This is a genomic window from Cupriavidus sp. TMH.W2 (genome assembly GCF_050847365.1).
Lineage (GTDB): Bacteria > Pseudomonadota > Gammaproteobacteria > Burkholderiales > Burkholderiaceae > Cupriavidus.
This window is the reverse complement of record NZ_CP193792.1, coordinates 2,840,009-2,862,859: the sequence shown is the minus strand read 5'-3', so window position 1 is coordinate 2,862,859 and position 22,851 is coordinate 2,840,009. Positions and strand designations below refer to the sequence as shown.

Sequence of the window (22,851 nt, the reverse complement as noted above, 5' to 3'; positions counted from 1 at the left end):
CGAGGGCCGCCCCCTAGCCTTCTGCGTAACTGCGCTCCATCAGCGGTTTGGCTCGTTCGAGGTCCGCCAGTTGATGGAGGGTCAATTCGAGGTCACCGGTGCCCCAGTGGCCGACCTGGCTGACATCGCGACTAAAACCTTCCTCAAGTGCAACCGAGGTCGGGTCGAGCTTGAGCGTAATGAGCAGGCGATTCGGATAGGCAATCACGCAGGCGAAGTTCTTCAAGCGCCGGAAGGCGGTATAGAGTTTCAGGCGCTTCTCCTGCACGTCGTCGCCCAGCGCAGTCAGGAAGCCGGTCGTTTGGGCGTACAACTCGCGAATCTCTGGCGTGGCCACCGCAAGCTGCTCTTCCAGGGACTTGTCTTTGCCTGTCGGTTTTGGTTTGTCCGGCTCAGCGGGCACTTCGGCTGGACCCGGCTTGACCACCGTGGCGTCGGCAACGGTCTGGGCGTTCACCAGTTCCAGCAACAGCAGGTCGTCGCCGAACAACTTGTAGCGAATCAGTTCGATATTGCGGGGAATCTGCTGCACGGCGTGCCGGTCATAACGCGTGAAATCGGCGGCGATGCACAGCAGTCGTGTGCCCGTCCACTCGATTTGCTCGGCCACATCCTTGCCGAGCTTTTCCATGACCAGCCAGCGGAACTCCGCCTGATGGTTCAACAGCCAGTCCAGATAGAACAGGCCTTGGTTGATGACGTTCTCGTTGCTGTGGCGCTTGTACTCGATGATAACGGGGCAGCCGTTCTCATCTAGACCAAGGGAGTCGATACGGCCCTTGTGAGTCTTACCGGTAGCGTACTCGCTGGCTAGAAAGCGCACGCCGAGGAAGGTCGGCATGTGCGTTTCGATGAGGCCTTGCAACTGCTTTTCCAGCTTCGCGGCCTGGCTCGGTAATTCGCTTGCCTTGCCGTTGGAGAGGTGGAACAGTTGGATGTCGCTCATGCGGCCAGTTCCTCCTGCTGATGCGCCACAGCTCCGCGTACGTCGATTTTGCCGGTGACGGCGGCGGCAATCAGGGCGCTGCGGCGTTCTTTGAGCAGGGCGATGGCGCGCTTGGCTTCGATATGAAGCGCATCGAGCTTTGCCGCCTCCGTACTGATGAAAGTCGCGATGGCCGCTCGCTCGTCGCTTGTTGGAGGAGCCGCAATTACTAAGTTCATCAGTGCTTCGATGGTCAGTTTTGGCTGAGCAGAGCCTGTAACCACCGGCGCCAAGTCCAAAGCTTCGATTCTTTCCGCCCAAAAACTGAGATTGCCGTCGATTGGCTTGAGTATGTGGGCGTGATTGTTAACCCAGTACTTACCGGCCGCTACAAAGGCAATTGGCGTCGAGCGGTTCAGAAGATTCGCTCCGTCTTCTGATACGAGGACCAAATCCTCATCGAAGATGTATTCATCAACGAAGTCTATTACGCCGGACGCTCCGTAGTACGGGAACTCGCCTTGTCGACCTCCTCGCTCCTCCGCACTCAAAGGTATTCGCTTCCCATCCAGGCTGGTGAAAAACCGCTTTATGGCACCGACTTCCCAATGCGCCGGCACCTCACCTAGCGACGCCAAGCCGGAATCCTTCATCGGCGCGTTCGGGTTGAGGCCTCGTGTGACGGCGTGCGAGATGGTCGCCTGGCGCTTTTCTGCCAGCAGAGTGAGGAGCTGTTCCTGCTCGGCAATCAGCGCGTCAATTTTGCCGGTCTCACGGTCGAGGAATTGCAAAATCGAAGATTGCTCAATCCTGGGGGGCAAGACCAACGGCAACTCCATGATGTTGGTTGAAGATATCGATGCCAGATTCGTGCTCTGCTTGGCACGCGTCATGAAGTAGAACTGCGCATAGGCGGAGCTGGTGACGGCATTTAACCATTCAGAAGACACTGAGGTGGGTCGCACCGCGAAGACGTGATTTTGATGAATGCACTCGTCAATTTCACCTCGCCAAATGCATCCGCGACCGAGCTTATCGAAATCACCGCCTTCATTCATTAGGACATCACCGACTTGGAGGCGATAGCGCGGCAGGACTTCTCGAGGGACATCAATTTTGGCGACGTCGTCCAATACCAAAAAACCGTCTTGGACATTTGCCACACGAAGGTAAGGAACCTCGATGGTGTCTTTACCCGCGTTGTCTTTACCCTTGGCAATGCCGGTTTGAACCGTGGCAGCAAACTTGAGTCTCGCGATACCCCAATGCGCCGGCACCTGACCCAGCCACGCCACCCCGCTGTCCTTGTACTGCGGATAAGTCGGCAAGCTCATTCCGCCAACTCCTCGAGCATCTTCATGACGTTGGCTGACACCGCCTTCAGTTCCTCGTCAATCGTATGCAGGTCGCGCGGCGGCTCGAAAACATAGAAGTGCCGGTTGAACGGAATTTCGTAGCCGACTTTGCTCTTTTCGTCATCAATCCAGGCATCTGGCGCGTGCGGCAATACTCCCCGCTTGAAATAGACGCCGATGTCCTCGGTGAGTGGTACGTTCTCTGTATCGCGCAGCGCGCTGTCCGCCTGTGGCTTGCCCTTCTGCTTGCCTTTGACACCCAGCACCACGTGGCCCTGCTCGTCACGCAGCGGGCGCTCCACGGTAATCGTCTTGTAGCCGAACTCCTCGTTCTTAAAGATGCGGGAGATGGGCGCGAATTTGACCTTGCCACCGGCCGGCACCTCAGGCGCGTCTGCTGTGGTCGGGACTACATAACGACCTACTTCCTTGTCCTCGGCGTCCAGCACTGTTGCCAGTTCCGCCTCAAGGAAATTGCCGAACAGCTGAGTCACCATGTCGATATGGTCGTCGCTGAGCTCCTTGCGTTTGCTGCCCAGGCTCTTTCGCATCTTCTGCCAGAAACTCGAGGCGTCGATGAGCTGGACGTAGCCCTTGCGGTCATCCGGCTTCTTATTCGAGAGAATCCACACGTAGGTGGCAATGCCCGTGTTGTAGAACATGTCGGTCGGCAGGCCGACAATGGCCTCCACTAGGTCGTTCTCCAGCACGTAACGGCGGATTTCGCTCTCGCCGCCGCCGGCGCCCCCGGTGAACAACGGGGAGCCGTTCAGCACAATGCCGAAGCGGCTGCCGCCTTCCTGCGCCGGGCGCATCTTCGAAAGCAGGTGCATCAGGAACAGCATCGAGCCGTCTGACACACGTGGCAGGCCAGGGCCAAAGCGCCCGTCGAAGCCTTTCTGTTCGTGCTCCTGGCGTACGGCCTTCTCGACCTTCTTCCACTCAACGCCAAAAGGCGGATTGGAGAGCATGTAGTCGAACTTGCGGGTGCCATGACCATCGTCCGCCAGCGTGTTTCCCGCGACGATGTTGGCGACATCCTGGCCCTTGATGAGCATGTCGGCCTTGCAGATGGCGTAGGACTCGTCATTGAGCTCCTGCCCAAACATGGTCAGGCGTGCAGAAGGATTGTGCTCGAGGAGGTGTTCGCCAGCCACCGACAGCATGCCGCCTGTACCCGCAGTCGGGTCGTAGATAGTACGCACTACGGCGTTGCCAGGCGTGAGTACATCGTCGTCCTCAATAAAGATGAGGTTCACCATCAGCCGGATGACCTCGCGCGGCGTGAAGTGCTCCCCGGCAGTCTCGTTCGAGATTTCCGCGAACTTCCGAATCAGCTCCTCGAAGACGAGCCCCATCTGGGCGTTGTCCACCGTGGTGGGGTGCAGGTCAATATTGGCAAACTTCTCGGTGACCAGATAGAGCAGATTGGCTTTGGCAAGCCGTTCAATCTGGGTGTGGAAGTCAAAGCGCTCAAAGATGTCACGCGCTGCGGGCGAGAACGCCTGGATATACGCGTACAGGTTCTGGCGGATGTGGTCCTGGTCTCCCAGCAGCTTGGCCAGGTCGAGAGGCGAAGTATTGTAGAACTTGGCGTCGCCGACCAGGCGTAACAGGAAAGGCTCCGGATTCAGGCCGGCCTTTGACTTGGCGGCGAACTCGGCGAGCACCGCCGTCTTCGTGGATTCCAAGACGCAGTCCAACCGACGGAGCACTGTGAACGGCAAGATGACGCGTCCATATTCGGACTGCTTGTAGTCGCCGCGCAACAGGTCAGCAACGGACCAGATGAAGGACGATAGCGCTTGATGATTCATTGTGTCAGGGCCTGTGCCTGCTTTGGGGTGTTATGGCAACCGAGCGCGGGATAATGGTCACGGTGGGCATCATTTCCGGCGGCAGTAGGAATTGAGCTCAATTTTACCTTGGGTAGGGTGATGCAGAGGTCGGGTTCCGCGTCATTCGGGCAGGGCGTGGCGCATGTAGGGATTCTGGTTCCCGCCTGCCGCAGGTGATTGTGTTCAATATCGCGTTAGGCCATGGTTCGGCTCCGGTCTATCGGGCTGCCTCTGTCGATTTGTCTTCTGTTTTACTTGCCAAACGGTGTGGATTCAGGTAGAAGGCGCCAGCTGGAGCTCGGTGGAAGTGGGGGCGCAAAGCCTCCAAGACTTAGCGTTCGATGCCTACTTCGACGTAAGGGACATCCCGAGCCAGGACGTGCCAAGCGGCCTCCACTCCAGGGCCCACTTCAGCGCGACGGCCCGTCGCGCAAAGTCAGAGATACCAGGACAACCACATGAGTCTGAACTATCAGTCGTATATCGTTGCGGAGTCCAGCATCGTTGGGGTATCCGGCGTCGCAGGTGTCGGCGTGAAATCGCTTCTGTTCAGTTTCAATTTCACCCTGGCTGCCGGGCAGAGAGGGGAGGCCGAAATCCGCATTGACTCCGTAAGCGCGAGAGTAAGTGTTGTGCCGCGCGCGGGAGGGCTCCGATACCTTGCTCGCGGCGAGTTCGAAATTCCACAAGCTTTTCGGCGTCAACCCTATGGTGGGCGAAGCAATTGTCTCCTGCGAGTGGATATTACGGATGCGCAATTACTAGCGCTGGAAGAACTGCGCGGCTCCAGTGGCGTGGAATTTGAAGTTCAGTTAAATGGCCTCGGCCATTCGGCACAAGAAACCATCCCCGTGGTTGACGGGCTTCGGTACACAGTTAATCTGACTGACTGGGCCAAAGTGCTGGGGCAACTCGGGTTTGCGGACATGTTTGTTGTCGGCGTGGAGATGCCAGTAGGTTCGATTCCCGATGAGTTATCCAGCGCGGTGAAGTTGCTTCGTGACGCACAGCGATTTCTTGTGGCTGGGGAATACGAGCTAGTGGTCGCTTCCTGCCGCCAAGCGCTCGATAGCCTGCAGACGGGCCTCGAACGTGACACTGAAATTAAATCGGCTCGGTCTGAGCGGTCGGGGCGCCTGAGGGACCAATCGAAGTTGCAGCGCGCGTTGGCGATTCTCGATGCGGTTCGCCACTACACGCATCTTGCGCACCATGTCGACGAAAACGGGCGTGCGGAGTGGTACAGCCGCAAGGATGCAACGATGGTCTTAACAACAGCTTGTGCGCTTCTAACAAGTGCCACGGAATGGGTGCGGCGCCAGGGCTGAGAAAGCCCAGGTGGCTAGGCGCGTACCAGGCATGCAGCGCCGACTTGACTAGCCAAATCCGAAGGTAGTTTTCGTCGGCGGCGGGCTACCTGTCCGTATCGGTCATGGCTCGGGGGGGGGTGTAGCCGTACTATGCCACGGACGCGAAGTTGCGCGCGAGGCTATTCCCCAGGAGGCAAGGGGGCGAAGCCCTGGCAAATTTCCTTTGCTGCCATCCCTCAGACTGACGTCCATTCCGGAGCGCTGGCCTGAACCTGCACAGGAGAGAAAGGGCTAGCACTCTAGCGCCGATTCGCAGTTGTGAGCCGCTCTCGCCGTTATGGCCTTCGTCAACAACAGAATGTTGCCGCGCACAACCGTGGCCAAGCTGCTCGCAACTTCGCCGGTGAAATAAATGGCTCGTCCGGCGGCATGCCACTTTCGATGTCGTCCACCGTTTGCGTGGGCAGGTGCCAGAGCGAGCGCTCGAGTCGTACTCGTTCGTAGAGCAGCGCCCATCGGCCGCTCAGGGTCTCCGGGGCGTGATTCGCGACCTGGACGAACAGGTCGGCGCAGGCGAGCGACCAGGGTGCCACAGCATCCAAGCCATCAGCAATCATCATGTTGTCGCCGGCCAGTGCATAGCTGACCCGGTGGTCGAGCCATTCTTGCAAGCTCATTCCGGCTCGTTGTGCGGCAGATAGTGCAGCGGCGCAAACCGCTGGGGAGAGATGCAACACGGTTCGCACGCCGGCCGGTGGGCACATTTCTGTCACGCTCATCTGAGTTCTCCATGCGATGTTGAAACAGCGAAAGCATGCCTCTCACCGTTCTGAGTTGCATCAGGTTTTTGTTACGTAACACCTTGCCGTTGCCTATACGAGACGGGTCTGTCCACTCGGGCAGGCATTACTGGAGGTCAGGGATGACAGGACGCAAGGGCATTACCCAGGTCGACGTTGTCAGGGCTTGCGTAGCGTTGATGAAGCGGGGGCGCAGGCCGGCAGCGCGCAATATCCGGCTGGAATTAGGGAAGGGGAGCATGACTACGATACACCAGCATCTGCGCCGGCTGGCGTTGCGTGATGCTCGAGGTCGGTCAGGGCGTGAAGAAGATTGATTCGGCAGAGGGCCGTCCGTTGAGCGGACGGCCTCTCCTTGTCTGGGCGTGCGATTGCACCGTTCTTTTTTCGACGTTATTTCAGTTCCTCTCTGGTCCCTACGTCACGGGGCTGTCGGCAATCGCTCAGGACGACGCCGGCAGACTGGGCATGCCGTACCGTGGCGCAGACTGGCCCAAGATGTAGCCCAGCGGTGACCATACTTGCAGAGCAGCTGGAGCGGCGCATTCTGGCTGACGAATTCTGTGGACTCGAGGCGCCCGCCGCTCTGCGCCAGGCGTCGTTGAATTTTCTCAAACGTTTCTACGCGATGCCGCGTCGCTTGCTCGGTCTTCCGGCAAATGGGGCACCAACCACCCCGCCGGACGGCTCTTGGCGTCAACGGAAATATGTGCCCCTCGCGGCAGCGCCACCGATGGTTTACAGACTGCCCCAAATACTGACTGTTCAGGAAGGCGCCACTGTGCTCACTTGCCATTGTCTGACACCGAGTTAGCCGCTCATCTACGATTATCTCAAGCTGGTCCAGGTCAACGGGTGGCCGACGCCGCCATTCTTTTCTAGCAAAACCTGTGCGCTCTAGTTCGGTTCGTATGTGCGATTCAATAGCCTGGTTGGGCACCGTGTAGGGGATTTCAATCAAGGTAATGCCACGCTCACGGCATCTGGCGCGCTTGAGTTCATCGCGGGCTTGTAGGGCGGACAGCCGCCTCCCATCCATCTTGAATGACCTGACCTTCACGAAGTGCTGCGCACCGTGGTACTCGAAGGCGAGCTTCAGGCCTTCGCAATACCCGTCCAACTCGAGTCGTGCATCTCGCGCGCCGATGAGCCATTTCGGCCGAACCCGGGGGAATTCCATGCCGAATAGACTCACAAAGACCGCGCGGCAGATGCGCTCGCTCAAACCACGCCCGCATTCGGAGCACCAGTGTCCGGCAATGATGTTCGCCGGCGCAGTGGGCCATTGATGGCCGAGAGCGCATTCCCAGTCCAATGGGTGGTAGACATTTCGATAAACCGTTGACCGGCATCTGCCATGCTTCTTGGCGGCAAGCTTCTGCATGTCTTCGATAGTTAGGTTCGTATTGTCCTTGCTCTTTTTCTCATTTGCACAAATCAGGCACCAATGCCCCGCGAAGACATTGACGGGTTTCGTCGGCCAGCGATGCTTTTTCTTGCATTCCCAAAGGGCCGGCGTTTTGTTATCTTCATAGGTCGGGGACAGGAAGCGGCCGCCATGCTCGCGCGCTATCTGTTGGCATTTCAAATATCCCCGAATCCGCAGCCTCCTTTGGTTGCGTTCAATGGCACAGGCCGGGCACCAACTCCCGGCCTTGACACTCTCACCATTTGCCGACCACTCATGCCCCCTGTGGCAGCGCCACGGCAAATGACTTCTACCGCGAACGTACTCGGTGGCTAGGCATTCACCGCCGCGACGCTGTGCAATCGCTCGCATTTCTTCGAGCGTGAGCTTGGGCTTTCCCCTTGACCAGGAGCGCATGGCACTCTCCTATTGACCATCATGGAGATGACAATAGTTCGAATGTAGTGCTTTTTTGTAGGGAATTTCCTGACAACTCGTTGGCAAGAGATTATCTGCATGCTGCATTGGCAGGCGACGTGCCCTACATAAAGTCGGTCAGGGCGCAAATGAAATGGAATCCAAAAAGGGCTCGTCCGCCAGTGCGCGGATGGCCCGCTCTTGTTGCGCTCGTCGAATTACGCGCCGGGCGATGCGATGAGCCAGGGCGTATTGTTTGGGAGCCATGTACTTCAGAGATGGCGTGTTGATGCCGATAACCGTTGTTCCCCGATTTCTCATAGGAGCATCGATGTCAGCAGCAAAGGTCGCAGCAAAAAAAGTAGTTCGGCCGGCTCAGCCAGCGGCGAGGAAGACCCCCAAAGTAACGGCCGTGAACTACGTGGATGGCTTTGAAGACGACATGCAGCGCATGACCGAGCGAGCGCTGCACGTCATGCGCACTTACCGGCCCGCAGACGAGGACGCTTACCAAATGGCGAAACAATCTGCGCTGGCACCGTTGCTACATTTGGCACACTACCTCGAGCACTACCATGCCATCCTGAACGCGCACGGCGATATGAGCGCAGGGGCTCGCCGCAGGCACAACAAGGCATTGACCAGCCTCCAAAGCCTGGTCGACCATACCGAGCACTATGAACTGCGCAATGCAGCCATGTGTGCCACGACTGAGCGCAAGCGCGAGTCCGCGTGGAAGCGCTACGCTAGTGCCCAGCTGAAATCCGATGCGGCGCGCGCGGGCATGACGGTAGCCAAGTACAAGGCGTCGCTGGAAGAGGCTGAGGCGACCGAAAGGTAATCGCTGTTTGGGGGCTTAAGAATCCTCCGTCTGCAGGAAGCATGTCAGTCGACGACGACCATTGGCTGATGCCCGGCGCCGGGGCTCGAAACTGCGTCAGGGTCATCACTATCGGCGGGCATGTCGCCGGGGTCTGGCATGAGGATGCGGTCGTTTGGCTCGTGCTCGGTCGACCGGGCCTTGATGCTGGACTGGCTGCGTCGGGGTGACCGCTCGGAGTCAGCAGAATCGCGCTCCATGTGGAAGCTAATGCCAGGTATCGCGGCTACGTGTGCGCTGGCGCCCCCGGGGGGGCGTTTGCGCGGACGGTCTAGCCGCCGCTGTTGCGACGTTGTTGCAGCTGGTGCTGGGGGTGGCGGAACGACCCAGCGCTGTTCCTCTTTCCCGCAAGTCCTCTCCACGGGTATAAAGAAACATCCTGCGCGTGTGGGAAATTTGTGGGAAATGTGCCGATGACGTCGATTCGGCGTATGCATGTTCGGGCTACAGAATCCGCCGCAAACCGTTGTCTGATAAGGGATTCGAGGAGATGGTGCCCGGGGTCGGACTCGAACCGACACGAGTTGCCTCGGGGGATTTTGAGTCCCCTGCGTCTACCTGTTTCACCACCCGGGCAGGGTGTATGGCGCCGGAACCGGTGCCGTGCTGAGCCCGGAATTATGCCGGAAATCCCGTCTTCGGACAACCGGCGCCGGGCGCTTCGGCGGCCGCACAAATCCGGTAGCATGGCGACCAGCCTTTTACACGCCCACCGCCCCGACCGCCATGACCGACCAAGCTTCGCTGGCGCGCCTCGCCAGCCTGCCTTCGCAGGACCCCGGCTTCTACGACCGGGAGTACAACAACCGCGCCAATGTGCCGGACAACCCGGTGCATATGGCGCGCTGGGCGCAGTGGTCGGCGCAGGTGCGCGCGCGCAGCCCCTTCCTGGCGGACCTGAGCTATGCCGGCGAAAACTCGGCTCATGCGCAGGGCGAGACGCTCGACTACTTCCCCGCGCAGCGGGCCAACGGGGCGCTGCCGCCGCTGCTGGTGTTCGTGCACGGCGGCTACTACCGGGCGCTGGACAAGCACGACCACAGCTTTGTCGCCAGCGCCTTGCCAGCGCTGGGCGTGTCGGTGGCCGTGGTCAACTACACGCTGGTGCCCGCGGTGACGGTGCCGGAGATCGTGCGGCAGGTGCTGCGCAGCGTGGCCTGGCTGTACCGGCAGGCGGACCGGCTGGGCCATGATCCGCACAAGCTCTTCCTGGCGGGGCATTCCGTCGGCGGGCACCTTGTGGCGATGCTGATGGCCGCGCGCTGGCCGCAGCTGGGTGCGGACCTGCCTGCCGGCCTGGTCAAGGGCGGGCTCTCGGTCAGCGGGCTGTACGACATGGAGCCGCTGCGGCGCGCGGCCTTCCTGCAGCGCGACCTGCAGTTCTCGGAAGACGATGTCGCGCGGCTGTCGCCCGCATACATGCCGCCGGCCAGCGGTGCCCCGCTGGCGATTGCGGTGGGGGAGCTCGAGGCCGCGGAATACCACCGCCAGCACGCGCTGATCCGCGCGGCGTGGCCGGCCAAGGTGACGCATCCGGCAGCGAGCGACCTGGTGCTGCCGGACTGCCATCACTTCAATGTGCTGGACAGCTTTGCCAGCCCGGACGGCGCGCTGACGCGCGCGGTGCTGCGGCTGATGGAGCGCTGAGCGCGCACCGGTCTGCGCTGGCCGGAAGGGCGTCAGCCCTCCAGCACGCGCAGCAGCGACGAGGTGTCGTCCGTGCCCCAGCCCCTGGCCATCAGCGCGCTCAGCTGCGCCGAGGTGGCCTGCATCGCGGGCAGGTCCAGGCCAATCTCTTCGGCAATATCGCGCGCCAGCCCGAAGTCCTTGTCGTGCAGCCGCGCCTCGATGCCGGCGGCGAAATTGCGCGCCACCATCTTGGGGCCCATCAGGTCGAGCATGCGGCTGCCGGCCATGCCCGTCGCCATGGCTTCGAAGACGCGGCCGGTGTCGACGTTCTGCGCGGCGGCAAAACGCATGGCCTCGGCAATGCCTTCGATATTGACCACCTGCGCGATCTGGTTGCACAGCTTGGCGACCTGGCCCGCGCCGTGGTCGCCGATATGGGTGATGGTCTTGCCCAGCCGCTGCAGCAGCGGGCGCGCGCGCTCCAGCATCTCGGGCTTGCCGCCGACCATGATGGTCAGGGTGCCGGCCTCGGCGCCCATGGTGCCGCCCGAGACCGGGCAGTCCAGCGCCTCGATGCCGCGCGCGGCCAGCGCCGCGGCGATCTCGCGCGTGACGATCGGCGAGATGGTGCTGTGGTCCACGCAGAGGGTGCCCGGCGCGGCGCCGTGGATCACGCCCTGCTCGCCCAGCAGCACTTCGCGCACGTCTTCGGAGGAGGTCACGTTGGTGAAGACGACGCTGGCGCCGCGCGCCGCTTCGGCGGGGGTGAAGAAGGGTTCCGCCCCCAGCGCGCGCGCGGCCTCGGCGGCTTCGGGGCGGCGCACGAAGGCGCGCACGGTGTGGCCGGCGGCCAGCAGGTGCCGGACCATGTGCGAGCCCATGGCGCCCAGGCCGATGAAGGCGACGGTGGTGGGGGTGAGAGTGGTGCTCATGCCATGCTTCCTTTCTTGATGCAGCGGACTACTTGTCGCCCGCATAGGCAAACTTGCCGTTGCGGATCACCCCCATCACGCGCGAACGCTGGTCGAAGCCCTGGTGGTCCTTCGGGTTCATGTTCATCACGCCGTTGGGGATGGTGAGATTGGTGGTGGCCTCCAGCGCGTCGCGCATGGCGGCGCGGAACTCGCGCGTGCCGGGCTGGGCGCCGGTCTTCAGCGCGCGGCGGGCGGCGTCGTCCAGCAGCATCCACGCGCCCCAGGCGTCGCCGGCAAACTGCGTCACGCTGTCGGCGCCGTACTTGCCTTCATAGCGGTTGACGAAATCCAGCGCGACCTTGCGCACCGGGTGGCTTTCGGGCAGCTGGCGCGCGACCACGACCGGCCCGGTCGGGAACAGCGTGCCTTCCACGTCCTTGCCGCCCATGCGCAGGAAGTCCCAGGTGGCGATGCCGTGGGTCTGGTAGACCTTGCCCTTGTAGCCGCGCTCGCCCAGCGTCTTCTGCGGCAGCACCGACGGCGTGCCGGCGCCGGCGATCAGGATCGCGTCCGGATTGGCCGCCATCAGCTTGAGCACCTGCCCGGTGACCGAGGTGTCGTTGCGCGAGAAGCGCTCGTTGGCGACGACCTTGATCTTGCGCACCTCGGCCAGCTTCGAGAACTCGCGCCACCAGCTCTCGCCGTAGGCGTCGGCAAAGCCGATAAAGCCGACCGTCCTGATACCGTGGTTGCTCATGTACTCGGTCAGCACGGTCGCCATGTGCGAGTCGTTCTGCGGCATCTTGAAGGCCCAGCGGCGCTTGGCGTCGGCCTGCGGCTCGACGATGGCGGCCGAGGCCGCCAGCGCCACCATCGGCGTCTCGCCCTCGGCCACGGCGTCGAGCGCGGCGATGGCGGTGGGCGTGATATTGGGGCCGACGATCACGTCGACCTTTTCCTCGGAGATCAGCTTGCGCACGTTGCGCACCGCGGCGGACGGGTCGGAGCCGTCGTCCAGGATGACGTAGTGAGCCTTCTGGCCGCCCAGGGTCTGGGGCCACATCAGCACGGTGTTCTTGGAGGGGATGCCGATCGAGGCCGCCGGCCCGGTGGTGGACACATCGACGCCGACGCGGATGTCGGCATGCGCGGCGCTGGCGCAGAGCAGGGCGCCGGCCAGCAACAGGGGGCGCAGGGGCAGTTTCAGCATCGTCTCCTCCGTTCTTATATGTGACGGGAAGGATAGCCGAACTTCGTCGGAAGAGGCACGGGCGATTGCCTGGTGCCGCTTTGCCCTCAATGACTGACACGTCGTCCCCGCGCAGGCGGGGACCCAGCGGCTTTTAAGACGCTGGATTCCCGCCTGCGCGGGAATGACGGTGGTTTCTTGGGCGGAGTCGGCTTCGGAACTGTCTGGGGTCAGCGCACGCCCAGGCGCCAGAGCGAGGTCACTTCGGCGGAACGCGCCGCATGCAGCGGGTCGGCGGCATCCGTTGCGCGCGGGTGGCTCGGGCGGATGTCGGAGCGGCCCAGCACCTTCAGCCCGGCGGCGTCGATCCACGCCGTCAGTTCCTCGCGCGGGCGCAGGCCCAGATGCTCGGCCAGGTCCGACAGCAGCAGCCAGCCTTCGCCGCCCGGCTCCAGGTGGTCGGCCAGCCCTTGCAGGAAGCCGCGCAGCATGGCGCTGTCCGGGTCGTAGACCGCGCGCTCGACCGGCGAACTGGGCCGTGCCGGCACCCAGGGCGGGTTGCACACCACCAGCGGTGCCCGGCCTTCCGGGAACAGGTCGGCCTGCACGATCTCGACCTCCGCGGTGTAGCCCAGTTGCGCGATGTTCTCGCGCGCGCAGGCCAGTGCGCGCGGATCCTGGTCGGTGGCGACCACGCGCTGCACGCCGCGGCGGGCCAGCACCGCGGCCAGCACGCCGGTGCCGGTGCCGATATCGAAGGCCAGCGTCTTCGCCGGCAGCGGCTCGGCCGCGACCAGGTCGACATACTCGCCGCGCACCGGCGAGAACACGCCGTACCAGGGGTGGATGCGGTCTTCCAGCGCGGGGATCTCCACGCCCTTCTTGCGCCATTCAAAGGCGCCGATCATGCCCAGCAGCTCGCGCATCGATGCCACATAGGGCTCGCCGGCCGGGCCGTAGACCTGCTCGCAGGCGTCGCGCACATCCGGCGCGCGGCGCAGCGGCACCTCGTGGCTGGCCTCGAACGGCAGCAGCAGCATGCCCAGCGTGCGGGCGCGCTGCGACTGCGCCAGCCGGTGCAGGTGAAAGGCCTCGGTGGGCGAGGCCGCCGCGCCCTTGGTCTTGTCCCTGGCCTTCTGGCCGGGGCGGCTGGCCTTCTTGGGCTTGCGCTCGGTGCGGCGGGCCAGTGCGTGCAGCAGCTGGCGCGCGTTCTGGAAGTCGCCGCGCCACAGCAGCGCGGTGCCTTCGCAGGCCAGGCGGTAGGCGGTGTCGGCGCTGGTGGTGTCGTCGGCGATGACCACGCGCCGGGGCGGCGGCAGGCCGGCTTCTGAGCGCCAGGCGGCGCTGCGCTCGACGCCGTCTTCAGTCCAGTGAATGCGGGGCAGGTCGCTCACAGGGCCTCCGGCCGGCAGGGCGTGATGGGCAGGAAATGCATGGTTGGGTTTGCTTCTTATATCGGAGAGGCGGCGGCGGGCCGTCCTCAGAGTTCGTAGGCTTCGTGTTCGCCGGACATGGCCTGCTCAACCAGCTTGCGGTTGAGCGTCGGCGAGAACAGTTCGATGAAGGTGTAGACAAAGCTGCGCAGGTAGGCCCCCTGCTTGACCGCCAGGTGCGTCACGTTGCTGCCGAACAGGTGCCCGGCCGGGATGCCGCGCAGGTTGCGGTCGCGCTCGGCATCATAGGCGACGCCGGCGACGATGCCCACGCCCAGCCCGATCTCCACATAGGTCTTGATCACGTCCGCGTCGATGGCTTCCAGCACGATGTCGGGCTCCAGGTGGCGCAGCGCGAAGGCCTTGTCGATCTTGGTCCGCCCGGCAAAGTTGGCATCGTAGGTGATCAGCGGGAAGCCCATCAGGTCTTCCAGCGCCAGGTGCTTCTTGTCCAGCAGCGGATGTTCAGGTGGCGTAATCACCATATGCGTCCATTGGTAGCCCGGCAGCGACACCAGGTTCTTGTCGGCGGAGATGCCTTCCGTGGCGATGCCGATATCGGCCTGGTCGTGCAGCAGCATGTCGGCGATCTGTGACGGGTTGCCCTGCTGGATCGACAGCCGCACCTTGGGGTAGCGCTTGGTGAACTCGCTGATCACCCGCGGCAGGGCGTAGCGGGCCTGCGTGTGCGTGGTGGCGATGGTGAAGTTGCCCTGGTCCTGTGCCGCATAGTCCATGCCGACGCGCTTCAGGCTTTCCACCTCCTGCAGGATCTTCTCGACCGAGCTCAGGATGCGCCGGCCCGGCTCGGTCAGGCTGCGGATGCGCTTGCCATGGCGGGTGAAGATATCCACGCCCAGCTCTTCTTCCAGCTCGATGATGGCCTTGGACACGCCAGGTTGTGACGTGTAGAGCGCTTTTGCAGCTTCGGTCAGATTGTAGTTCTGCCGGACGGCCTCACGCACGAAACGAAACTGGTGCAAGTTCATATATCTGGGTTCGTATAAACAAACAACTTCTTATTAGTTTGAGGTATGAGGCCAGTTTATTACGATTCTCGAACTTTGTTAATGAACGGCCTGCCCTCAGTGCGTCTTCTCGCAGCAGCCACTTTGTGATGCGAGATCCACGGGCCAGGTTTCACCGAGTCCCCCATGTCTGTTGCCTATACCGTTTCCGGTCTGTTTGTAGGCGTCCTCGTCGGTCTGACCGGGGTGGGAGGGGGCTCGCTGATGACGCCGCTGCTGACGCTGCTGTTCGGCTTCTCGCCGGCCACCGCGGTCGGCACCGACCTGGCCTTCGCGGCCATCACCAAGGGCTTCGGCACCATCGCGCACCGCGCCCACGGCCATGTGCAGTGGCAGGTGGTGCGGCGCCTGTGCATCGGCAGCCTGCCGGCGGCGGTGGCCGCCATCCTGGTGCTGAAGAGCGCCGGCGAGCTCAACGCGCAGTGGCTGCATGCGATCCGCGTGACCATCGGCGTGTCGGTGCTGCTGACGGTGCTGTCGCTGCTGTTCCGCAAGCAACTGCTGGCCTGGCTGGCGCGCAACCCCCGCTTCCAGCTGGAAGGCCGCCGGCAGGCCGTCGCCACCGTGGTGGTGGGCGTGGTGCTGGGCGTGCTGGTGACGGTGTCGTCGATCGGCGCCGGCGCGGTTGGCGCCACGCTGATCCTGCTGCTGTACCCCCATATGAAGCCGGCTGAAGTGGCCGGCACCGACATTGCCTACGCCGTCCCGCTGACGGCGATTGCCGGGCTGGGCCATGTGTGGCTTGGCACGGTCGACTGGAATTTGCTGCTGGCGCTGCTGGTGGGTTCGATCCCCGGCATCTGGCTGGGCGCGCAACTGTCCCGGGCGCTGCCCGAGCGGCTGGTGCGCGCCGCACTGGCGACCACGCTGACGCTGGTCGCCATCAAGCTCGTTTCCTGAATTCAACGAATACTGAACGGACCCCGCCATGTATCAGTACGATCAATATGACCAGCGCATCGTCGCCGAGCGCGTCGCCCAGTTCCGTGACCAGGTGCGCCGCCGCCTGTCCGGCGAGCTGACCGAGGAAGAATTCCTGCCGCTGCGCCTGCAGAACGGCCTGTACATGCAGCGCCATGCCTACATGCTGCGCGTGGCGATTCCGTACGGCCTGCTGTCCTCCAAGCAGATGCGCAAGCTGGGCCATATCGCGCGCGAGTACGACCGCGGCTATGGCCACTTCTCGACCCGCCAGAACATCCAGTACAACTGGATGGACCTGGAGCGCGTGCCCGACGTGCTGGCCGAGCTGGCCAGCGTCGAGATGCACGCCATCCAGACCTCGGGCAACTGCGTGCGCAACATCACCACCGACCACTTCGCCGGCGTCGCGCCGGACGAATCGGTGGACCCGCGCGTGCTGGCCGAGCTGCTGCGCCAGTGGAGCACCTTCCAGCCGGAATTCGCCTTCCTGCCGCGCAAGTTCAAGATCGCCATCTCGGCCTCGGCCGACGACCGCGCCGTGGTGCAGATGCATGACATCGGCATCTACGCCTACAAGAACGCCGACGGCGAAACGCGCCTGCGCATCCTGGCCGGCGGCGGCCTGGGCCGCACGCCGATCCTGGGCACCATCATCAAGGACGACCTGCCGTGGCAGCACATGCTGTCCTACGTCGAGTCGGCCATCCGCGTGTACAACCGCTACGGCCGCCGCGACAACAAGTACAAGGCGCGCATCAAGATCCTGGTGAAGGCCATCGGCGCCGAGAAGTTCGCGCAGGAAGTCGAGGAAGAATGGCAGCACAGCAAGGACGGCCCGGCCACGCTGACGCAGGCTGAATTCGACCGCGTGGCGCAGTACTTCACGCCGCCGGCCTATGAAAAGCTGGCCGACACCGACGCCTCGTACGAGAACCACCTGCTGGAAGACAAGGCCTTTGCGCGCTGGGTCAGCCGCAATGTGCACGGCCACAAGGTGCCGGGCTACGCCGCGGTGACGCTGTCGACCAAGCCGGGTGTGGTGTCGCCCCCGGGGGACGCCACCGACGCGCAGATCGAAGCCGTGGCCGACCTGGCCGACCAGTTCGGCTTTGGCGAGCTGCGCGTGGCGCACGAACAGAACCTGATCCTGCCGGACGTGAAGAAGCAGGACCTGTTCAAGCTGTGGGGCCTGGCCAAAAAGGCCGGCCTGGCCACGCCCAATATCGGCCTGCTGACCGACATCATCGCCTGCCCGGGCGGCGACTTCTGCTCGCTGGCCAACGCCAAGTCGATTCCCATCGCGCAGGCGATCCAGGACCGCTTCGACGACCTCGACTACGTCTATGACCTGGGCGAGATCTCGCTGAACATCTCGGGCTGCATCAACGCCTGCGGCCACCACCACGTCGGCAATATCGGCGTGCTGGGCGTCGACAAGGATGGTTCGGAGTGGTACCAGGTGACGCTGGGCGGCGCCCAGGGCAACCAGACCGCGCTGGGCAAGGTGATCGGCCCGTCGTTCAGCGCCGAGGAAATGCCCGAAGTGGTGACCCGCATCATCGACACCTTCGTGGCCAACCGCATCGAAGACGAACGCTTTATCGAAACCCTGTCCCGCATCGGCATCGCCCCGTTCAAGGAACGCGTGTATGCCGACAAGCAGCCGCGCGAGCGCGCTGAAGCCTGAGGACCGGAGACTGAACATGGCAAAGATCATTCAACTGCAACAGGACGGCGCTACCGTCGCCCCCGTCATCGTCGATGACGCCTGGACCGTGCTGCGCGGCACCGCCGAGCAGCCGCTGACCGGCGAGCAGATCGCCGCGGCCGCGCAAAGCCAGGACGCGGTGCTGTTCCCGCTGTCGGTGTGGAAGGCCAGCGAAGCGCTGCTGGCCGGCCGCGACGCGGCCCGCACCGGCGTGTGGCTGGCCCCGGAAGACGAACCGGCCGATGCCGAGGCCTTCTTCGGGCGCGTGGCGCTGGTGGCGGTGGACTTCCCGGTGTTCCGCGACGGCCGCGGCTTTTCCACGGCCTACCTGCTGCGCACCCGCTACCACTGGAAGGGCCAGCTGCGCGCCATCGGCGACGTGCTGCGCGACCAGCTCAACTTCATGAAGCGTTGCGGCTTCGACGCCTTCGCGGTGCGCGCCGACAAGAGCATCGACGACGCCATCAAGGGCTTCACCGAGTTCACCGTGACCTACCAGGCCTCGGTGGACGAGCCGCTGCCGCTGTTCCGCCGCGCGCGGGCAGAGGTTGGCGCGCAAGCGAAGGAAACGGCATGAGCACGGTACTGAGCGACATCGCCGTGGTCGACGCTGGCGCCGTATCGGCGCTGCGCCCGCCCGCGCTGTGGGTCGCGCCGGAATACACCGGCAGCATCGCCGCGCTGGAGCAGAAGGAGCGCGAACTGGGCGAGCGCCTGGCGGGCATCGCCGGCCGCTTCTTCCGCGCGCGCTTCGCCTCGAGCCTGGCGGCCGAGGACATGGTGCTGACCGACGCCATCCTGCGCGGCACCGAAGGCGTGCGCGCGGGCATCCGCGTGTTCACGCTGCAGACCGGACGTCTGCATGCCGAGACGCTGGCGGTGCTGGACAAGGTGCAGGCGCACTACGGCTACAGCATCGAGCAGTTCACGCCGGACGCCGAGGCGGTCGAGAACTACCTGAAGAAGCACGGGCTGAACGGCTTCTACGACAGCGTCGATGCGCGCAAGGGATGCTGCGGCATCCGCAAGGTCGAGCCGCTCAACCGCGCGCTCTCGCACGCCGACGCCTGGCTGACCGGCCAGCGCCGCGAGCAGGCGGTCACGCGCTCGGAGTTGCCGTTCGAGGAACTGGACGAGGCCCGCGGCATCCCCAAGTTCAATCCGCTGGCGGACTGGAGCGAGGCCGAGGTGTGGGCCTACCTGAAGCGCCACAACGTGCCCGTCAACGACCTGCACGCCAAGGGCTACCCCAGCATCGGCTGCGAGCCGTGTACGCGCGCGGTGCGCGCGGGCGAGGACGTGCGCGCGGGACGCTGGTGGTGGGAGAGCAAGGACTCGAAAGAGTGCGGGCTCCACGAACAGAACATCAAGCATTGAGGCCGGAACAAAATGGGCATCATGAACGACATCGCAGAAGCCACCAGTAGCGTGGCCCACCTGTTGCAGGTACAGAACGACCATCTCGACCGCCTGGAGGCGGAGTCCATCTACATCATCCGCGAGGTGGTGGCCGAGTGCCGCAACCCGGCGCTGCTGTTCTCCGGCGGCAAGGACTCGATCGTGATGCTGCACCTGGCGCTGAAGGCCTTCCGCCTGGGCGACCGCAAGATCGAGCTGCCGTTCCCGCTGGTGCATATCGACACCGGCCACAACTATCCGGAAGTCATCGCCTTCCGCGACCAGCGCGTGGCTGAACTGGGCGCGCGCCTGGTGGTGGGGCATGTGGAGGACTCGATCAAGCGCGGCACCGTGCGCCTGCGCAAGGAAACCGATTCGCGCAACGCGGCCCAGGCCGTGACGCTGCTGGAAACCATCGGCGAGCACCAGTTCGACGCGCTGATGGGCGGCGCCCGCCGCGATGAAGAGAAGGCCCGCGCCAAGGAGCGCATCTTCTCGTTCCGCGACGAGTTCGGCCAGTGGGACCCCAAGGCCCAGCGCCCCGAGCTGTGGAGCCTGTACAACGCCCGCATGGCGCAGGGCGAGCAGATGCGCGTGTTCCCGATCTCGAACTGGACCGAGCTGGACGTGTGGCAGTACATCGCCCGCGAAAACCTGGCGCTGCCGCCGATCTACTACGCGCACCAGCGCGAAGTGGTGCGCAAGAACGGCCTGCTGGTGCCGGTCACGCCGATCACGCCCAAGCAGGACGGCGACGTCAGCGAAGTGCTGTCGGTGCGCTTCCGTACCGTCGGCGACATCAGCTGCACCTGCCCGGTGGCCAGCGTTGCCGATTCGCCGGAAGCGATCATCGCCGAGACCGCGGTGACCGAGATCACCGAGCGCGGCGCCACCCGCATGGACGACCAGACGAGCGAAGCCTCGATGGAACGCCGCAAGAAGGAAGGCTACTTCTAAGCCGCACGCAGCAAAGGATTCAGACATGACTCACCAAGCAACCCATCAAGGCCTGCTGCGCTTCATCACCGCCGGCTCCGTCGACGACGGCAAGAGCACACTGATCGGCCGCCTGCTGTATGACAGCAAGGCCGTGCTGTCCGACCAGCTGACCGCGCTGGCCAACGCCAAGAACAAGCGCACCGCCGGCGAGCAGATCGACTTCTCGCTGCTGACCGACGGCCTGGAGGCCGAGCGCGAGCAGGGCATCACCATCGACGTGGCCTACCGCTACTTCTCGACCGCGCGCCGCAAGTTCATCATCGCGGATACGCCGGGCCACGAGCAGTACACCCGCAACATGGTCACCGGCGCCTCGACCGCCGACGCTGCCATCGTGCTGGTCGATGCCACCCGCGTTACCGTCAAGGATGGCCGCGCCGAGCTGCTGGCCCAGACCAAGCGCCATTCGGCAATCCTGAAGCTGCTGGAAATCCGCCACGTGATCGTTGCCATCAACAAGATGGACCTGGTCGACTACAGCGAAGAGCGCTTCAACGAGATCCGCACCGCCTACACCGAACTGGCCAGCCAGCTCGGCCTGAAGGACGTGCGCTACGTGCCGGTGTCGGCGCTGCGTGGCGACAATATCGTGCATGAGAGCGATGCCATGCCGTGGTTCCAGGGCGAGCCGCTGCTGCCGCTGCTGGAAGACCTGCCGGTGGAAGAAGCCGCGCCTGAGGACGATGCCGCGCTGCGCTTCCCGGTGCAGCTGGTGATCCGCCAGGACGGCTCCCAGTCGGACGACTTCCGCGGCTATGCCGGGCGCATCGAGGCCGGCACCGTGCGCGTGGGCCAGAAGCTGCGCGTGCTGCCTGCCAACCGCGACGCCGTGGTGGCCGAGGTGCTGACGCCCAACGGCGCGGCCGAATCCGCCAACGTCGGCGACACCGTTACCGTGCGCCTGTCCGAGGACGTCGATGTATCACGCGGTGACATGTTCGTCGCCGCCGATGCCGCCACAGCGCCGGCCAGGAAGCTGCAGGCCGACCTGTGCTGGTTCGACGACGAGTCGCTGAACCCGGCGCGCAAGTACGTGCTCAAGCACACCACGGCCAGCGTGTTCGCGCGCGTGTCGGCGGTGGACCGCGTGCTGGACGTGCACACGCTGTCGCACGAGACCGGCCGCCACGATATCCGCCTGAACGACATCGGTTCGGTGCAGATCTCGCTGCAGAAGCCGATCGTGTGCGATGCCTACGGCGACAACCCGGCAACGGGCGCCTTCGTGCTGATCGACGAAGCGACCAACCACACGGTGGCCGCAGGCATGATCCGTGCGTTCTCCTGATCGCTGACAGACAGGAACAAACGGGCTAGGGGCCGGAGATGAACCAGCAGGCGCAGAAGACTTACGGCAAGGTGACCCTCATTGGGGCAGGCCCCGGTGCGGCAGACCTCATTACGGTGCGTGGTGCACGGCTTTTGGGCGAAGCCCAGGTGGTGCTGCACGATGCACTGGTAGCGCCGGAGATGCTGGCCTGGTGTCCGCAGGCGGAACTGGTCGAGGTGGGCAAGCGCTGCGGGCAGCGTTCCACCGCGCAGCTGTTCATCAACCGACAGATCGTCGACCTGGCCAGCAAGTACCAGCGCGTGGTGCGCCTGAAGGGCGGCGACCCGATGCTGTTCGGCCGCGCCGACGAGGAACTGCAGGCGCTGGAAGCCGCCGGCATCGAATACGAAGTGGTGCCGGGCATCACCGCCGCGCTGGCCGCCGCTTCGGCCATCGGCAAGCCGCTGACCAAGCGGGGCGTGTCGCGCAGCGTGGCGTTTGCCACGCAGGCGAAGGCCGCGGATGGCGAGGGCTCGGCCGACATCGAAGCCGCGGTCAAGGCCGATACGCTGGTCTATTACATGGGCCGCGACCAGGCGGCATCGATTGCCGCGCAGCTGATCGCGCATGGCAAGCCGGCTTCCACGCCGGCGTGGGTGGTGGAAGCCGCCAGCACGCCGCGGCAGCGCAGCCGTGAATTCACGCTCGGCCGGATGGCCGCGGGCGAGGCGGCCGCGTGGATCGATCCGGTGCAGCCCAGCCTGCTGATGATTGGAGCGGCGCTGGCCGCGCGGACGACTGAAACGGGTAAAGGGGCGGCGGCAGACTCGATGACTGTCAGGGCGGCCTGACAAAGCTGGCATGCTGCTGCTGTGCGCCTCTCTCCCGCGTGCGGGAGAGAGGCAGGGGGTGAGGGCAGGCACTGGCATACCACTGCCTTGCACTTCGTGGTCAAGCCCGGCCCTCACCCCAGCCCTCTCCCGCACGCGGGAGAGGGAGCACACAATCGGTGTGCTGGAAGGTCAGCTTCCGTCAGACGAAGCCGCGCCCAACGACTCCACGCAATACGCAGCAATCGCGTCAAGCACACCATCTGACTCACCTACTGCTGCGGCACAGCGAATCCGCAGCGCCGGATATTGCTGTCGGCACTGTTCAACCAGCACCGGCAGATCTCGCCGCAAATGGCCACCCTGGCCAAAAAACACGGGCACGACGGTGACGTCGGCTACGCCAGCCGCGGCCAGCTCCGACAGGCATGCCTGCAGCACCGGCGTCATCAGCTCCAGGAACGCCAGCCGCACCTCGCAGCCGGGGAGGGCGGCAGCCACTTTCTGCTGCAGGCGGTCGAACGGCTCGCGCCAGCGCGTATCGCGCGCGCCGTGCGCGAACAGCACCAGGGCCCGGGTGGGTGCGGTCATGGCAA

21 protein-coding genes and 1 tRNA gene are annotated in these 22,851 nt (G+C 64.0%); 11 read left to right on the top strand and 11 right to left on the bottom strand.

Going from position 1 to position 22,851, the window contains the following annotated elements:
* Nucleotides 1-13: 13 nt before the first annotated feature.
* The 3 genes from ACREYQ_RS13150 to ACREYQ_RS13140 are packed head-to-tail and all read right to left on the bottom strand — an operon-like array spanning nt 14 to nt 4,097.
* Nucleotides 14-946, bottom strand: coding sequence for a DUF5655 domain-containing protein (locus tag ACREYQ_RS13150; RefSeq protein ID WP_432258021.1), 933 nt, complete (start codon nt 944-946; stop codon nt 14-16).
* Complete coding sequence (locus tag ACREYQ_RS13145) at nt 943-2,259, bottom strand: restriction endonuclease subunit S (RefSeq protein ID WP_432258020.1); 1,317 nt, start codon at nt 2,257-2,259, stop codon at nt 943-945. Before ACREYQ_RS13145 ends, ACREYQ_RS13150 begins: the two co-directional genes overlap by 4 nt.
* A complete protein-coding gene (locus ACREYQ_RS13140) occupies nt 2,256-4,097 on the bottom strand; it encodes a type I restriction-modification system subunit M (protein WP_432258019.1) in 1,842 nt (613 codons plus the stop codon). Before ACREYQ_RS13140 ends, ACREYQ_RS13145 begins: the two co-directional genes overlap by 4 nt.
* A gap of 479 nt (nt 4,098-4,576) precedes the next feature.
* On the opposite strand from ACREYQ_RS13140, the gene ACREYQ_RS13135 reads away from it, so the two are divergent.
* Nucleotides 4,577-5,446 carry a hypothetical protein gene (locus ACREYQ_RS13135; RefSeq protein ID WP_432258018.1) on the top strand — a complete coding sequence of 290 codons (870 nt, stop codon included), beginning with the start codon at nt 4,577-4,579 and terminating at the stop codon, nt 5,444-5,446.
* A 329-nt stretch (nt 5,447-5,775) separates the two neighbouring features.
* Here the strand turns inward: ACREYQ_RS13135 and ACREYQ_RS13130 are convergent, their stop codons facing one another.
* Nucleotides 5,776-6,105: a hypothetical protein gene (locus tag ACREYQ_RS13130; protein ID WP_432258017.1), complete on the bottom strand. Its 330-nt coding sequence runs from the start codon at nt 6,103-6,105 to the stop codon at nt 5,776-5,778.
* 137 nt (nt 6,106-6,242) lie between these two features.
* On the opposite strand from ACREYQ_RS13130, the gene ACREYQ_RS13125 reads away from it, so the two are divergent.
* On the top strand, nt 6,243-6,545 hold the full coding sequence (locus ACREYQ_RS13125; RefSeq protein ID WP_432258016.1) for a DNA-binding protein: 303 nt from the start codon (nt 6,243-6,245) through the stop codon (nt 6,543-6,545).
* Nucleotides 6,546-6,649: 104 nt separating this feature from the next.
* Here ACREYQ_RS13125 and ACREYQ_RS13120 read toward each other — a convergent pair whose 3' ends face one another.
* On the bottom strand, nt 6,650-8,053 hold the full coding sequence (locus ACREYQ_RS13120; protein WP_432258015.1) for a hypothetical protein: 1,404 nt from the start codon (nt 8,051-8,053) through the stop codon (nt 6,650-6,652).
* A gap of 331 nt (nt 8,054-8,384) precedes the next feature.
* Between ACREYQ_RS13120 and ACREYQ_RS13115 the strand changes: the two genes are divergently transcribed.
* On the top strand, nt 8,385-8,894 hold the full coding sequence (locus ACREYQ_RS13115) for a hypothetical protein (RefSeq protein ID WP_432258014.1): 510 nt from the start codon (nt 8,385-8,387) through the stop codon (nt 8,892-8,894).
* A gap of 530 nt (nt 8,895-9,424) precedes the next feature.
* Here ACREYQ_RS13115 and ACREYQ_RS13110 read toward each other — a convergent pair.
* Nucleotides 9,425-9,509, bottom strand: a tRNA-Leu gene (locus ACREYQ_RS13110).
* A gap of 150 nt (nt 9,510-9,659) precedes the next feature.
* On the opposite strand from ACREYQ_RS13110, the gene ACREYQ_RS13105 reads away from it, so the two are divergent.
* A complete protein-coding gene (locus ACREYQ_RS13105; RefSeq protein ID WP_432258013.1) occupies nt 9,660-10,580 on the top strand; it encodes an alpha/beta hydrolase in 921 nt (306 codons plus the stop codon).
* 32 nt (nt 10,581-10,612) lie between these two features.
* Here ACREYQ_RS13105 and ACREYQ_RS13100 read toward each other — a convergent pair whose 3' ends face one another.
* From ACREYQ_RS13100 to ACREYQ_RS13085, 4 genes are all read right to left on the bottom strand, one after another.
* Entirely contained in the window at nt 10,613-11,539 is a 927-nt protein-coding gene (locus ACREYQ_RS13100; RefSeq protein WP_432258012.1) for an NAD(P)-dependent oxidoreductase, read from the bottom strand.
* On the bottom strand, nt 11,523-12,686 hold the full coding sequence (locus ACREYQ_RS13095) for an ABC transporter substrate-binding protein (RefSeq protein WP_432258011.1): 1,164 nt from the start codon (nt 12,684-12,686) through the stop codon (nt 11,523-11,525). The genes ACREYQ_RS13100 and ACREYQ_RS13095 overlap by 17 nt, the downstream gene beginning before the upstream one ends.
* A 209-nt stretch (nt 12,687-12,895) precedes the next feature.
* On the bottom strand, nt 12,896-14,059 hold the full coding sequence (locus ACREYQ_RS13090; protein ID WP_432258010.1) for a methyltransferase: 1,164 nt from the start codon (nt 14,057-14,059) through the stop codon (nt 12,896-12,898).
* 86 nt (nt 14,060-14,145) lie between these two features.
* The gene (locus tag ACREYQ_RS13085) at nt 14,146-15,087 is read right to left on the bottom strand and encodes a CysB family HTH-type transcriptional regulator (RefSeq protein WP_432258009.1); all 942 of its coding nucleotides are present in this window, start codon (nt 15,085-15,087) and stop codon (nt 14,146-14,148) included.
* Nucleotides 15,088-15,252: 165 nt separating this feature from the next.
* Between ACREYQ_RS13085 and ACREYQ_RS13080 the strand changes: the two genes are divergently transcribed.
* Genes ACREYQ_RS13080 through cobA form a run of 7 tightly spaced genes read left to right on the top strand, consistent with a single transcriptional unit; the run spans nt 15,253 to nt 22,276 of the window.
* Nucleotides 15,253-16,026: a sulfite exporter TauE/SafE family protein gene (locus ACREYQ_RS13080; RefSeq protein WP_432258008.1), complete on the top strand. Its 774-nt coding sequence runs from the start codon at nt 15,253-15,255 to the stop codon at nt 16,024-16,026.
* Between the two features lie 28 nt (nt 16,027-16,054).
* A complete protein-coding gene (locus ACREYQ_RS13075; RefSeq protein WP_432258007.1) occupies nt 16,055-17,737 on the top strand; it encodes a nitrite/sulfite reductase in 1,683 nt (560 codons plus the stop codon).
* Nucleotides 17,738-17,753: 16 nt separating this feature from the next.
* Nucleotides 17,754-18,335, top strand: a complete 582-nt coding sequence (locus ACREYQ_RS13070) for a DUF934 domain-containing protein (RefSeq protein ID WP_432258006.1) — start codon at nt 17,754-17,756, stop codon at nt 18,333-18,335.
* The gene (locus ACREYQ_RS13065) at nt 18,332-19,135 is read left to right on the top strand and encodes a phosphoadenylyl-sulfate reductase (RefSeq protein ID WP_432258005.1); all 804 of its coding nucleotides are present in this window, start codon (nt 18,332-18,334) and stop codon (nt 19,133-19,135) included. Before ACREYQ_RS13070 ends, ACREYQ_RS13065 begins: the two co-directional genes overlap by 4 nt.
* Before the next feature lie 12 nt (nt 19,136-19,147).
* Nucleotides 19,148-20,113, top strand: a complete 966-nt coding sequence (gene cysD, locus ACREYQ_RS13060; RefSeq protein ID WP_432258004.1) for a sulfate adenylyltransferase subunit CysD — start codon at nt 19,148-19,150, stop codon at nt 20,111-20,113.
* Nucleotides 20,114-20,138: 25 nt separating this feature from the next.
* A complete protein-coding gene (locus tag ACREYQ_RS13055; protein ID WP_432258003.1) occupies nt 20,139-21,443 on the top strand; it encodes a sulfate adenylyltransferase subunit 1 in 1,305 nt (434 codons plus the stop codon).
* A 38-nt stretch (nt 21,444-21,481) separates the two neighbouring features.
* On the top strand, nt 21,482-22,276 hold the full coding sequence (gene cobA, locus ACREYQ_RS13050; RefSeq protein ID WP_432258002.1) for a uroporphyrinogen-III C-methyltransferase: 795 nt from the start codon (nt 21,482-21,484) through the stop codon (nt 22,274-22,276).
* Nucleotides 22,277-22,447: 171 nt separating this feature from the next.
* Here the strand turns inward: cobA and ACREYQ_RS13045 are convergent, their stop codons facing one another.
* Nucleotides 22,448-22,846, bottom strand: coding sequence for a sirohydrochlorin chelatase (locus ACREYQ_RS13045; protein ID WP_432258001.1), 399 nt, complete (start codon nt 22,844-22,846; stop codon nt 22,448-22,450).
* Between the last annotated feature and the right edge of the window lie 5 nt (nt 22,847-22,851).